This is a genomic window from Nostoc sp. 'Peltigera membranacea cyanobiont' 232 (assembly GCF_002245985.1).
In the GTDB taxonomy this organism is placed as follows: domain Bacteria; phylum Cyanobacteriota; class Cyanobacteriia; order Cyanobacteriales; family Nostocaceae; genus Nostoc.
Genome location: NZ_NOLK01000073.1, coordinates 21,382 through 36,713, shown reverse-complemented (window position 1 = coordinate 36,713; position 15,332 = coordinate 21,382). Strand labels below are relative to the sequence as shown.

The window sequence follows — 15,332 nt, the reverse complement described above, 5'->3', positions numbered from 1 at the left end:
TTGGGGTGTACGACCAGAAGCAATGATTGGTCATAGTATTGGGGAATATGTCGCCGCAACCATTGCAGATGTATTTTCTCTAGAGGATGCCTTAAAAATTGTGGCAAAAAGAGGACAGTTGATGCAACAGTTGCCCTCTGGGAGTATGCTGGCAATTAGGCTGCCAGAAAAAGATGTGCAGTTGCTACTGTCTGCACAAAGATTGTATCAAACATCTCTACAAATCGCAGCGATTAACAGCCCATCTTCTTGTGTAGTTTCGGGAACAAAGGAGGCAGTTGCAGCCCTCGAAAAGCAATTATCCTCTGAAGAAGTTGAATGTCGGCTGTTGCATACATCTCATGGGTTTCATTCGGCGATGATGGAGCCAATATTGCCAGCATTTCTTGAGGCGATAAAAACAGTCAAACTGAATCCACCACGCATCCGCTTTATTTCTAATGTAACTGGTAGTTGGATTAGTCAAGAGCAAGCGACAAATCCGAATTATTGGTGTCAACATTTACGAGAAACTGTCAGATTTTCAGATGGGATATCCCAACTCATCCAGCAATTTGAAGGTGTTTTTCTGGAGGTGGGACCGGGGCGAACTTTAGCTACATTAACGATACAGCATTTGGATGGAAATGCCAAGCAACAGGTATTGACTTCGTTACGCCATATTAAAGAACAGCAATCGGATGTTGCTTGGTTGTTGCAGACATTAGGTCGCTTGTGGCTTTCTGGTGTCGAAATAGATTGGTCGGGATTTTATACCCACGAGCAGCGTCACCGTTTGCCTTTGCCTACTTACCCTTTTGAACGACAAAGGTACTGGGTTGAACCTAACAAGCAAGGACAAGATGAGCGTCACACTCCAGTATCACTGGGTAAAAAACCTGATATAGCCGACTGGTTTTATATCCCTTTTTGGAAGCCTTCTTTACCACCATTACAACTTGAACATCAAGAATTAGCATCTGCGAAGTCCTGCACTTTGGTGTTTATCGATGAGTGTGGCTTGGGTAGTAAATTAGTCAAACAATTAGAAACACAAAACCAGGATGTAATTACTGTAAAAGTTGGTGAGAGTTTTACCATACTAAGTGAATCCCAATATACTATTAATCCGAAAAATAATTATGAATACGATATTTTACTCCAGAAGCTTTATAAGCAAAATAAGTTGCCAAAAACGATTGTTCATTTATGGAATGTTTCACCTAGTAGTGACGAAGAATTAGAAATTAAAAAAGTTGAAAAAGCTCAAACAATAGGGTTTTACAGCCTGCTATTTCTTGCTCAAGCTTTGGGAAAACTAGAAACTAGTGATGATTTTCAAATTACAGTTATTTCTAACGACTTACAGTCAGTAACGGGCAATGAAGTACTTTGTCCAGAGAAAGCTACTTTACTTGGGCCAATTAAAGTTATATCCCAAGAATATTCAAATATAAACTGTCGTAGTATTGATGTTATACTTCCAGAACAACAAAATTGGCAAGAAGAAAAACTTGTAGAACAATTACTGGCGGAACTAAAAGTTCCTGATTCTGAAAAACTCATTGCTTATCGAGGTTTGAACCGTTGGGTGCAAACTTTTGAACCTGTACGTTTCGATAAAGCTAAAATTGAAAAGCCTCGACTAAGAGAAAAAGGAGTCTATTTAATTACAGGTGGACTCGGAGGTATTGGACTTGTTTTGGCAAAATACTTGGCTCGAACTGTACAAGCAAAACTAGTATTGCTAGGACGTTCTGGTTTACCCAAAAAAGACGAATGGTCTCAATGGCTTGCTACTCATGATGAAACTGATATGACTAGCTGCAAAATTCGCAAAGTTCAAGAAATCGAAGACTTAGGTGCAGAAGTTTTAGCGGTGAGTGCTGATGTGAGCAATATCGAAAAAATGCAAAGTGTCATTACTCAAACTCAACAGCAATTTGGTCATTTAAACGGTGTCATCCATGCTGCTGGACTTCCTGGAGGCGGTGTCATTCAGCGAAAAAGTCAAGTAGAAGCAGAAAGTATTCTGGCTCCGAAAGTCAAGGGTACAGTAGTTATTGATTCACTTGTCAAAGATATTCAGTTAGATTTCTTTATTCTAGTATCATCAAGCACCTCAATTTTAGGGGATTTTGGACAAGTAGACTATTGTGGAGCAAATGCTTTTCTTGATGCTTTTGCTCACCGTAATGCCTTCAAACATGGTACATTTACTACAAGTATCAACTGGGATGCTTGGCAAGAAGTTGGAATGGCTGTCAACACAGGAGTTCCTCAGCACCTCCAAGAATCACGAATAGAAGAGCTTAAACAAGGCATATTGCCTAATGAAGGAGTAGAGGTTTTTCTACGTACTTTGGGAAATACAATATCTCAAGTTGTAATATCTACCTCTGACTTTTTGGATAAACTCAAACATTATAATTCTTCCAAACAAATACAATCCCTAGAATTTTTAGAAACTGTCAATCTATCTAACTCAAAATATCCTCGACCCGAATTAAGTAATGATTATGTTGCTCCTCGAAATAAAATTGAGCAAAAGTTATTTGAAATTTGGCAACAAATCCTTGGTATTGAAAGGATAGGAATCCATGATAATTTTTTTGAACTTGGTGGTGATTCGCTGATAGGTATTCAACTTATTGCAACCTTAAATAAGGTATTTAATGTAAATATTTCTGTTGCCAAACTTTATGAATGTCCGAATATCAGTTCTATGGCAAAGATTTTTACTCCTGAAGAATCTCACGAAAATCCTTTTGAACAAAGACTAAGCCGAGGACAGAAAAGAAGACAGATGAAAATCCAAAATAACTAAAATATGTTAGCTTCAGTTAATTTATCTAGATCGGGAAATTATGAGTACCAATATAAAACAAGAACAAACAGCAAATATAGATATAGCAATAGTGGGAATGTCTGGTCGTTTACCTGGTGCAAAAAATATTGATGATTTTTGGCATAATCTTCAAAATGGTGTTGAGTCTATTTCCTTTTTCTCCAATCATGACTTACTAGATTTAAATCTTGAAGAGGAAGTTTTAAACGAATCCAATTATGTTAAAGCAGCACCTGTATTAGAAGATATTGAGTATTTTGATGCTAGGTTCTTTGGTTGCAGCCCTAGAGAAGCTGAAGTAATGGACCCCCAACATCGCCTGTTCATAGAATGTGCCTGGGAAGCTCTTGAAAATGCTGGATACGATCCAGAAACTTATAAGGGTTTGATTGGAGTTTACGCTGGTGTAAGTACAAATAGTTACTTTTTTCACAATATATATAAAAATGTTAATTTAATAAATATTTCTAATAACTATACTCTGAACAAAGATTTTTTGACCACCAATATATCGTATAAATTAAATTTAAAAGGCCCAAGTGTAGGTATCCAAACTTATTGTTCTACTTCATTAGTTGCTGTACATTTAGCCTGTAAAAGTTTACTTGATGAAGAGTGTGATATTGCTTTATCAGGTGGAGTTACGATTAAAGTTCCACAAAAGTCAGGTTACTTCTATGAAGAGGATGGAATTTTATCTCCTGATGGTCATTGTCGAGCCTTTGATGCTAAAGCACAGGGTACTATTTTCGGCAGTGGACTGGGAATAGTCGTTTTAAAAAGATTAAAAGATGCAATAGCAGATAGAGATTACATTCATGCAGTTATTAAAGGTTCAGCAATCAACAATGATGGCTCTTTAAAAGTTAGCTATACAGCACCTAGTGTAAATGGCCAGGCTGAAGTTATTGTAGAGGCTCTGGCAAATGCTGGAATAGATGCTGATGATATTTCCTATATCGAAACTCATGGAACTGGAACAGCTGCTGGAGACCCAGTAGAAATTGCTGCGCTCACTAAGGCTTTTCGTGCTTTTACGCGAAGAAATGGCTTCTGCGCTGTAGGTTCAGTAAAACCAAATATTGGACATCTAGACACAGCATCTGGTGTTGCAAGTCTGATCAAAACTGTCTTAGCATTAAAATATAAACAAATACCTCCTAGTATAAATTTTGAAGCTCCCAATCCTGAGATTGATTTTGCCAACAGCCCCTTCTACGTTAATACTAAACTTACCGAGTGGAAAGCTAACAATACTCCCCGTAGAGCAGGAGTTAGTTCCTTAGGTTTTGGTGGAACTAATGCCCATCTGATTCTGGAAGAAGCCCCTGACATTAAATATTTCGATGACTCTAGACCTTGGCAATTGATATTATTGTCAGCCAAAACTAGCACAGCCTTAGATACTGCGACTGAAAATTTGGTTACGTATTTAAAACAATATCCAGATATAAATTTAGGTAATGTTGCTCACACTCTAAAAGTGGGTCGTAGAGCTTTTAACCATCGCCGAATTTTGGTGTGTGAGAGTGTTCAAGATGCTGTAAACGTCTTGGCGACACAGGCGCAGGAACGGATTGTTACTGTATGTCAAGAGCATAGAGAACAGCCAGTCATCTTGATGTTTTCAGGACAAGGGTCACAATATGCAAACATGGGTCGGGAACTATATGAAGTCGAACCGACGTTTAAAAAACATATAGATACTTGCGCTGTGATTTTGCAACCCCATCTGGGTATTGATATCCGTTCCCTACTTTATCCCAGAGAAGAAGATACTGAAGCAGCCTGTTTGCAACTACAACAAACAGCCTTCACCCAAAGTGCGTTATTCGTTACAGAGTACGCCCTGGCTCAGTTATTAATGTCTTGGGGTGTACGACCAGAAGCAATGATTGGTCATAGTATTGGGGAATATGTCGCCGCAACCATTGCAGATGTATTTTCTCTAGAGGATGCCTTAAAAATTGTGGCAAAAAGAGGACAGTTGATGCAACAGTTGCCCTCTGGGAGTATGCTGGCAATTAGGCTGCCAGAAAAAGATGTGCAGTTGCTACTGTCTGCACAAAGATTGTATCAAACATCTCTACAAATCGCAGCGATTAACAGCCCATCTTCTTGTGTAGTTTCGGGAACAAAGGAGGCAGTTGCAGCCCTCGAAAAGCAATTATCCTCTGAAGAAGTTGAATGTCGGCTGTTGCATACATCTCATGGGTTTCATTCGGCGATGATGGAGCCAATATTGCCAGCATTTCTTGAGGCGATAAAAACAGTCAAACTGAATCCACCACGCATCCGCTTTATTTCTAATGTAACTGGTAGTTGGATTAGTCAAGAGCAAGCGACAAATCCGAATTATTGGTGTCAACATTTACGAGAAACTGTCAGATTTTCAGATGGGATATCCCAACTCATCCAGCAATTTGAAGGTGTTTTTCTGGAGGTGGGACCGGGGCGAACTTTAGCTACATTAACGATACAGCATTTGGATGGAAATGCCAAGCAACAGGTATTGACTTCGTTACGCCATATTAAAGAACAGCAATCGGATGTTGCTTGGTTGTTGCAGACATTAGGTCGCTTGTGGCTTTCTGGTGTCGAAATAGATTGGTCGGGATTTTATACCCACGAGCAGCGTCACCGTTTGCCTTTGCCTACTTACCCTTTTGAACGACAAAGGTACTGGGTTGATGCGAAATCCCCACCCAGTTCAATAAATACAAAATCAATTACATTAGATCAGAAACAAGATATTGCTGACTGGTTTTATATTTCTTCATGGAAGCGCTCTTTGCTGCATAAGTCATCTTTTTATCCAATAAAATCTACACAAGAAAAATGGCTATTTTTTGTGGATGATTTGGGACTGGCTAAAAAAGTAATTGATGCGTTAATCAATCAAACTACAAATATTATTATTGTTCAACAAGGAGAGTATTTTAGTAAATCAAGTGAGGGTATTTATTCAATTAATCCATATATAAGTGAAGACTATAATACCTTACTAAAAGAATTAATATCATCCGGTCAAAACCCAGAATATATTGCTTATTTCTGGAGCGTAAGCCATATTGAAAATTGTCAACGAGGAAATTATTTAGAATTTAACAGTTTACTATTTTTCATGCAGAGCCTTAGTAAATTGAAAATTAGCGATCGCTTGCAAATTTTGGTGGTATCGAACAACATCCAAGAGGTGAATGGGAACGAAAAACTGGACACAGAGAAAGCAGCCATATTAGGTTTATGTAAAGTCATCCCTCAAGAGTATCCTAATATTACTTGTCGATGTATTGATATTGCTTTAACTAATCGCAGAGACGCAGAAAAAGGACAAGAAGATTGTGAGAGTAATATTATTGACCAACTTTTGGATGAGTTGACCTCTGTATCCTCAGACATGGTAGTTGCTTATCGCGATCGCTACCGTTGGGTACAAACGTTTGAGCCAGTTCGCTTAGAGTCAGTAGTTAACGAAAAAACACCATTGAGAAAACAAGGTGTTTACCTATTCACTGGTGGTTTAGAAAGTATTGAAGTTGTGCTTGCAGAATATTTAGCAAAAACTTTTCAAGCAAAACTCATATTTATCGAGGATTCTACCTTCCCAGAAAAAGATAATTTCTTGGAATGGCTGGAATCTCACACTCAACAAGATGAAGTGAGTTTCAAAATTCAACAATTGCTAGCATTAGAGAAATTAGGTGCAAACATTTTGGTAATGCGTGCAGATACAACTAATTATGAGCAAATGTCTCAAAGCCTTGCATCTGAAAATATCAGACAAATTAATGGGGTAATTTATTCAACTGGAATCAAACGTGCGAATATACTTGCTTCCATTCCAGAAATTGGTAAAATAGAATTACAAAAAATCTTAGACTCCCAACTTTGTAAGATTACAGTATTAGAACAAGTCTTACAAAATATAAAATTAGATTTTTGTATTATTTTTTCTTCTTTATCTTCCATTTTAGGAGGATTTGGACTAGGCTTATATTCAGCAGCTAATCAATCCATCGACACCTTTACTAACCGACACAACCGGAATAATGCTTTTTCGTGGTATATTATAAATTGGGATAAATTACAACTGAATACTAACCAAGAAGAAACAACACTTGAGGAAGTATCTTGGTCAAAAGTAGCTATTACCCAAACAGAAATTGTAGAACTATTTAAACGAGTATTTTATTTAAGAGAAGGAACTCAGATTATTCTTTCTAAATTAGATATTAATGCCAGAAAAAATCATACATTTAGCCTCGACTATCTGGCAAATTCAACATCAACTAATCAATTAGACTTATCCTCACACTACTCTAGACCTAGCCTTAGTAATTCCTATGTTGCTCCAAAAAATGAGTTGGAAAAGCAAATTACGGAAATATGGCAAGAGGTACTTGGAATTGCAGAAATTGGTATTTACGACAACTTCTATGAGTTAGGAGGCGACTCACTGATTGCAACTCAATTAGTTTCTAGATTGCGAACCAAATTTCCTGTAGACTTACCACTACGTGACATTTTATTTGAAGCAATGATACCAGCCAAACAAGCAGAAATAGTTGAACAACTTCTGTTGGAAAAAATCGAAGAATTATCCGAAGAAGAAGTAGCAGTTCTTTTGTTATAAGTTTCCCAAAATGCTTGGTTTTAAATCTTTATTTAGAAATAGGAAAAACAGTCTATGTCTTTAGCCAATAATGATGGAAATCACGATCCTATTGCTTCGGTATATAACGCTATAGGTGTTGCTTCTGAGGCGGAAACTATAGCACTAATTTTAGAGCAATTAATGCTAAGACACCTCTCTAAAGGAACACATATTCTCGACATTGGTTGCGCTAACGGACAGTTAGTCCAACAGTTTCATATAAGAGGTTATCAAACGACTGGACTTGATTGTTCTGAAAAACTATTACACCACGCCCAAATAAATGCACCTGAAAGTAAATTTATTCTTAGTGATATACGTAATTTTGAGTCGCGACCTACCTATGATGCAGTTTTTTCAAGAAACACTCTCGGCTTCATCCTAAACCTTGAGGAATTGACAACTGTGTTCCGAAACGTGTATGCGGCGATGCATAATAATGGTCTTTTTGTGTTTGCCATAGTAACTGGGGAAAGTGTATTACGTGAGAGTTTTCTACAAGATTACAATATATGTGATGTCAATGATGAATATGTTTATCTTGAAGAAGGCAAATACAACCCAGAAGAAAGGATACGAAAACTCAAATCCACCACGTTTGAATTGATAAATGGAATTTGGAAACGTTCAGACAGTACTCTACTGGAAAAAAATTATGGATCTTCAGAAATTGAGTCAGCTTTAGAAAATGTGGGCTTTATAGAAATTAATCAGTACAATAGCAAAGATTTTGGAGACCCTACCCCAACAGGTGAGGATTGCTTTGTTTGTCGAAAACCATCCCTGATGGGATAGTATAATTGCTGATATTAGTGGCTCAGTCAAAATTAATTTTTTTTGCTGATAGGACTTGTCACTTAATAAGCTTTTGATAACAGTATAGCTATCAGAATCAAGAGTTTGAGAATAAAAACTTTTATTAGGCGATAAGTCCAAATTTAGCTAAAAAACTAAGAACTAGTAACTATTAATAATTTATCAGTTATGGAAAAACAAGACTTTAATTTATCACCTGCAAAAAAAGCCCTTTTAGAAAAATGGAAGAGAGGGAATCTTCAAGCTGATATTATCCCCAAGTGTCAAGTATTTAAAAATATTCCCTTATCTTTCTCCCAACAAAGACTGTGGTTTATTGACCAGCTTTATCACGGAAGTTCTTTCTACAATATTCCCATCGCATTTCATATCAAAGGACAGCTGAATATTACAGTACTTCAGAAAAGTCTAAATGAAATTCTTAATCGTCACGAAGTTTGGCGGACAAATTTTCAGATTATAAATGGAGAACCAATACAGGAAATTGCACCCAAATTAACTTGGGATTTATCTATTATTAATCTTGAACATTTGTCTGATAATAACTGGGAATCGGAGGTGAAACAATTTGCAGCAGAGTCAGCAAAAAAACCTTTTAATTTAGCTAAAGGGCTTCTAGTCAGAGCAACTTTACTGTGCTTGAGTGGAGAAGAACACGTTTTGCTTGTGACTATGCACCACATTATTACGGATGGATGGTCTTGTAATGTGTTCCTGCGGGAGTTGTCAACGCTGTATGCTGCTTTTTCGACAAATCTGCCCTCTCCTTTACCCGAACTCCCTATTCAGTACACAGATTTTGCAATTTGGCAACGCGATCGCATCCAAGGTGAATTCCTCGCAACCCAATTAAATTATTGGCAGCAACAACTCAAGGGTGAGTTACCTGTACTACAATTACCTACAGACCGTCCGCGACCAAAGGTTACTACTTTCAGTGGTGCCAAGCAGTACTTTACACTCTCAAAAGCCCTGACTGATGTACTCAGACAATTAAGCCAGCAAGAAGACGCGACTTTATTTATGAGTTTGCTGGCAGCATTTAACATATTATTATATCGTTACACAGACCAAGAAGATATCTTAATTGGTTCTCCCATTGCCAATCGCAACCGAGCCGAATTAGAAGGAATGCTGGGTTTATTTGTTAATACTTTGGTGTTACGTAATAACCTCAGTGGTAATCCCAGTTTCCGCGAATTTCTACGTCGAGTGCGTGAGGTGACTCTCGATGCTTATGCACATCAAGATTTGCCTTTTGAGATGCTTGTAGAAAAATTACAACTCGAACGCGACTTAAGCCGAAATCCACTTTATGAAATCATGTTTGTCTTGCAAAATACTCCAACCTCTGTACAGCAAGTGTCTGGATTAACCTTGCATAACTTGGAATTTGATAGTGGTACAGCTCAACTAGATATTTTCTTGTCGATATCTGAATCCCAAGAAGGGTTAACAGGATATTTGGAGTACAATACAGACATTTTCGATTCAACAACAATTACTCAATTTATCAACAACTTCCAGACATTGTTAGGAAATATTGTTGTTAATCCAGAGCAGCACATCAGCGAGTTGTCATTACTAACTGCTTCTGAGCAAGAACAACTATTATTGAAATTTAATCAAACTTATACTGATTATCCTCAAGATGTATCTTTGAATCAATTATTTGAGCAACAAGTAGAATTAACACCTGACTCTTTAGCTTTAATTAGCCAGTCTGAGAAACTGACTTATCGTCAACTTAACCACAGAGTGAATCAGCTTGCACATTATCTACAAAAACAGGGTGTAACAAAAGAAACGCTGGTTGCTCTATGTCTAGAACGCTCAATAGACATGGTAGTGGGAATTCTAGCTATTCTCAAAGCTGGTGGTGCATACATTCCCCTCGATCCAAATTATCCAGTTGAGCGTCTCAATTTTATGCTTTCTGATTCTCAAGCATCAGTGTTAATTACCCACCAAGAAATATTAGAAAAACTGTCATTATCTTCAGCTAAAACCGTTTGCTTGGATATCCATAAAGACGAAATCGCTCAAGAAAATCCAGATAACCCCATTAATATCTCTGTATCTGATAATCTCGCCTATATTATCTATACTTCTGGCTCAACTGGAACACCTAAAGGCGTTCTTGGCACTCATCGTGGTACAGTCAACGGCTTACATTGGCTATGGAAAACCTATCCTTTTACCCAAGGAGAAGTTTGTTGTCAAAAAACAGCTATTAGTTTTGTAGATTCTGTATGGGAAATTTTTGCTCCTTTACTTCAAGGAATTCCTACAGTAATTATCAGTAATGCAACTATACTAGACCCGCAACTATTTATAGAAACTCTGGCTCATCATCAAGTAAGCCGTATTGTACTTGTGCCCTCACTACTGCGCTTACTTCTGGATAATTACAGTCATCTGACCAAAAAATTATCGCAGTTAAAACTCTGGATAACTAGCGGAGAAGCATTGTCTGTTAAGTTAGTTAAAACTTTCCGAGAATTGATGCCGTTTGCAAAACTAATTAACCTTTACGGCTCATCGGAAGTTTCTGCCAACGCTACTTACTACGATACTAGTTTATTACAAGACCAAGCAAGCAGTGTCCCCATCGGTCGTGCTATTGACAATACTCAAACTTATGTGTTTAATCGTGATTTACAATTAACACCTAGAGGAGTGATTGCAGAACTTTATATTGGTGGTGATGGGTTAGCGAAGGGTTATTTACATCGTCCAGAATTAACTCAAGAACGATTTATTGATAACCCCTTTGTTCCAGGAGCCAAGCTTTATAAAACAGGCGATTTTGTGCGTCATCTTAACGATGGTACTCTGGAGTATTTGGGTCGTCAGGATGAACAAGTAAAAATTAGAGGTTTTCGAGTAGAATTGGGTGAAATTGCGGCTGCGATCGCACAACATCCAGATGTGCAAGAATCTATTATAATTGCCGGCAATGATGCTCAAGAAAATCAGCGTTTGATTGCCTATGTCGTCACAAATAAACAGGATATAGCTACACAACTGTTGCCCTATTTGCAGCATCAGTTGCCTAATTACATGCTACCGTCTGCTTTCGTTGTGCTGGATAAGCTCCCACTTACACCTAATGGCAAAGTAGACAAGCGTTCTCTGCCAATTGATGAAGTTATCCGACCAACTACTAGCCAATCATTTGTTGCTCCTCGGAATTTTACAGAATTATCATTAGTAAAACTTTGGGAAAATCTCCTAAATACTAACCCTATTGGGGTGACAGATAACTTCTTCGACTTGGGTGGTCACTCGTTTTTAGCTGTACGCTTAATGGCTCAAATTCATGACAGATTTGAGCATAATCTTCCCCTATCTACTCTTTTTGAAAACCCAACAATTGAAAAACTAGCAACTATTGTCAGTCAGCCATCCCGTCAGAGTTCTAATTCTCCTCTAGTAGCAATTAACTCTTCCGGTTCTAAAATACCTTTTTTCTGTATACATGGCGCTGGTGGAGGTATTAGTCACTACTTTAACTTATCCAGAAGACTTGGTGAAGATTATCAATTTTACGCTTTGGAAGATACCTTAGAACAAGACAAAGCAGAAATTATTTCAGTAGAAGAAACTGCAACTCGTTACCTCCAAGAAATTCATAAAGTGCAACCAAATGGCCCTTATCTTTTAGGTGGTCATTGTTACGGTGGTGTACTTGCTTTTGAAATGGCACAACAATTACAAAAGAAGGGTCAAATAGTAAGTTTATTAGTTGTCATCGATGCCATACTATCAGAAACACCCATTGAATTTACACACGATGACGATGCCAAATTTTTACTCCGGATCGCTGAATCAATAAAAACCGATAATAATATAGACTTTTTAGTACCTTTTGAAGAACTTCGAGATTTGCCATTAAATCAGCAACTCAATTTTATTAATCAAAAAGCAAATTTCATTTTTAGCGATACGGAAATTAACGATTTTCTTCACCATTACAAACTGTTTAAATCTCATGTTCAAGCTATGCGAGGTTATATCCCGCAGATTTATCCTGGAAAAATGACTTTATTTCGAGCAAATGAGGAAATAATTCATGATTTTGAAAGTCCCGAATGGAATACTAACGATCCACTTCTAGGTTGGGATAAATTTTCAAACCAACCTATACAAATGATTGAAATTCCGGGCGACCATTTCTCAATTTTCGTGGAACCTTATATTCAAGAATTAGCCAGATATCTGAGAGTTTGTATTGATAATGCTGTATAAAAATAATGGGAGTAAAAAAGACTGATGAAACTACCGCCAGGGCCAAAAACTCCTGCTTGGTTACTAGCTCTGCAATTCGAGGCTAACCCCTTTGCCTATATGGATGCTAATTCCCAACGTTATGGGGATATGGTGACTAGAATGCTTGGTTCTACGCCGATGATTTATGTTAGTAATCCTTTAGGTATCAAGCAAATTTTCACCAATACTAGAGAAATTACCGCATCTGGTACATTGAACCAAGATTTCGCCCTGTTCACAGGAACTCAAGGAATCCTTCAACTTGATGGCTTAATTCACAAAAATCGACGTAAGCTCCTCATGCAGGCTTTTCATGGGGCGCGAATGCAAGCATGTGGACGACGTATCTGCGAACTTACGCAAAAAATTATTGCTCGACAAGCGATTGGTAAACCTTTTATCGCTCACTCAATCATAGAAGAAATTACGCTATCGATAGGTATAGAGGTTGTGCTGGGATTACCTGAAGGTAAATGCTATGACAAACTCAAGGATTTATTTATTTCTGTGCTCAAATCCGGTCGGTCTGAATTTTTTAAATTTATTACCAAACTACCTTTAGGAAACCGGGATTTAGGTGGGTGGAGTCCGGAAGGATATATGCTTCACCTCCGACGGGAAATTTTTCAATTGCTATATACTGAAGTTCAAGAACGTCGCCAGCAAGCAGATTATTCACGCACTGATATGCTTACCGATCTGATATTTGCTGCTGATGAAACAGGTGAACCATTAAGTAATCAAGAGGTGCGCGACCTTCTATTATCGCCGATATTTGCAGCTCAAGACGCTTCCGGAACTGCGATCGCTTGGTCTTTATACTGGATTCACCGTTTACCTGCTATACGAGCGCGCCTGCTGGAAGAAATTGATAGTCTTGGTGAAAACCCAGACCCCATGAACATTGTCACATTACCCTACCTCAATGCTGTTTGCAACGAAGCTTTACGAATTTACCCAACTCAGTTGTTTGCATTTCCCAGGTTGGTAGAATCGACCGTTGAGATGATGGGCTACGAGTTGAATCCCGGTACAATACTTATTGCTAATATTTATTCCACACATCAGCGAGAAGATTTATATCCCAGTCCAAAAGAATTTCAGCCAGAGCGCTTTTTAGAAAAACAATTTTCTCCCTACGAATTTCTCCCATTTGGTGGTGGTTCTCGTGTTTGTATTGGTGGGACTTTTGCTTTATTTGAAATGAAACTTGTATTAGCAACCATTCTTTCAAATTATGAATTAGAGCTAGTTAGTCAGCGCCCAGAACGTCCCAAATATGGAGGTCTGATTTGTTATCCAGCTAACGGTGTAAAGATGGTCATACGTGGTCTGCGTCAAAATAAAAGACAATCACAACCATCCGTAGTTGGTTTAGTTTAAAAACTATCAATTATTTAACATTTCTCAGAAAAATACCAATGAAACTACCTGATGGGCCCAAAACTTCTCCCCGATTACTCAATCAATTTGAGACCGATCCCCTTGCCTTTATGGATGCTATGGGCGATCGCTATGGCGACATTTTCACTATTATGTCTGATTCAATACCTCTAGTAATAATCAGCAACCCAGAAGGGATGAAGCAGATTTTTACTAATGCAAAAGAGATTACAGCTTCTGGTAAGTTGAATCAAGGTGGAGAATCAATTGTCGGCAAGAATGGGTTGCTTGCACTAGATGGGTTGCGTCATAGAAATCGCCGTAAGTTGTTGATGTCACCTATGCGCGAAACTCAGACACAAGAATATGGACAGCATATTTGTAGAGTAACAGAAAAAGTAATGAATCAACTGACTTTAGGTAAATCTTTTCTTGCTTACCCCACTATGCAAAAGATTACCTTAGAAGTAGTTTTGCCATCATTATTTGGGTTACATCAAGGAGAGCGTTACGAACAATTTCGACAACTGTTTTCTAATTTAATCAGTTACGCTCGGTCTGGCTGGCTAGATATATCTCTGTCCTACCCTTTTCTAAAGAGGGATTTGGGTCGCTGGAGTCCTTGGGGATACTGGCTTCACTTACAACAGCAATTTGACAGACTACTCCACACCGAAATTGAAGAGCGCCACCAACAAGTAAATCCTTTGCGTACCGATGTATTATCGGAACTGGTCTTGGCTTGCGATGAAATGGGTCAACCAATGACCTATGAATATATCCGAGATTTGTTTCCATCATTGCTATTTGGTGGTCAAGACGCATCAGCCACTGCTATAAGTTGGTCTTTGTACTGGATTCATAGTGTACCTGGTATTCGCGATCGCTTATTAGAAGAACTTGACAGTCTTGGTGAATCCCCAGAGCCTGGGAAGATTATCAAATTACCCTACCTGAGTGCTGTTTGTAATGAATCCCTACGGATTTATCCAACTCAGGTTGTGACATTTCCACGACTTGTAGAATCACCAATTGAAGTAATGGACTACAAATTAGACTCAGGTACCGTGGTAAGAGGATGTATATACTTAACTCATCAACGAGAGGATTTATATCCACAACCAAAGCAATTCAGACCAGAGCGCTTTCTAGAAAAAGAATATTCTCCCTATGAGTTTCTACCATTTGGTGGTGGCGCTCGTCGCTGTCCAGGTGAGTTATTAGCACTTTTTGAAATGAAACTTGTATTAGCAACAATTCTCTCACGCTATCAATTAGCGTTAGCACATAAAAGAGTAGAGAAACCTAAGGCTAGGGGCGTTAACTATCCTCCTGCTAGTGGCTTGAAGATGGTAATGCTTGGGTCACGCTAATAAG

The 15,332-nt window shown here is 38.2% G+C and carries 6 protein-coding genes; all 6 read left to right on the top strand.

Annotated features, from left to right (window positions below; translation table 11 throughout):
• Positions 1 to 2,806 (top strand): SDR family NAD(P)-dependent oxidoreductase (locus CDG79_RS22640; protein WP_143855552.1); only part of this gene is annotated, 2,806 nt, incomplete at its 5' end.
• 40 nt (positions 2,807 to 2,846) lie between these two features.
• Positions 2,847 to 7,463 carry a type I polyketide synthase gene (locus CDG79_RS22635; protein WP_094344142.1) on the top strand — a complete coding sequence of 1,539 codons (4,617 nt, stop codon included), beginning with the start codon at positions 2,847 to 2,849 and terminating at the stop codon, positions 7,461 to 7,463.
• A gap of 54 nt (positions 7,464 to 7,517) precedes the next feature.
• Positions 7,518 to 8,279 carry a class I SAM-dependent DNA methyltransferase gene (locus tag CDG79_RS22630; RefSeq protein WP_094344141.1) on the top strand — a complete coding sequence of 254 codons (762 nt, stop codon included), beginning with the start codon at positions 7,518 to 7,520 and terminating at the stop codon, positions 8,277 to 8,279.
• A gap of 189 nt (positions 8,280 to 8,468) precedes the next feature.
• Positions 8,469 to 12,551 carry a non-ribosomal peptide synthetase gene (locus CDG79_RS22625; protein ID WP_094344140.1) on the top strand — a complete coding sequence of 1,361 codons (4,083 nt, stop codon included), beginning with the start codon at positions 8,469 to 8,471 and terminating at the stop codon, positions 12,549 to 12,551.
• A gap of 24 nt (positions 12,552 to 12,575) precedes the next feature.
• The gene (locus CDG79_RS22620; protein ID WP_094344139.1) at positions 12,576 to 13,955 is read left to right on the top strand and encodes a cytochrome P450; all 1,380 of its coding nucleotides are present in this window, start codon (positions 12,576 to 12,578) and stop codon (positions 13,953 to 13,955) included.
• Between the two features lie 38 nt (positions 13,956 to 13,993).
• A complete protein-coding gene (locus CDG79_RS22615) occupies positions 13,994 to 15,328 on the top strand; it encodes a cytochrome P450 (protein WP_094344138.1) in 1,335 nt (444 codons plus the stop codon).
• Positions 15,329 to 15,332 lie beyond the last annotated feature (4 nt).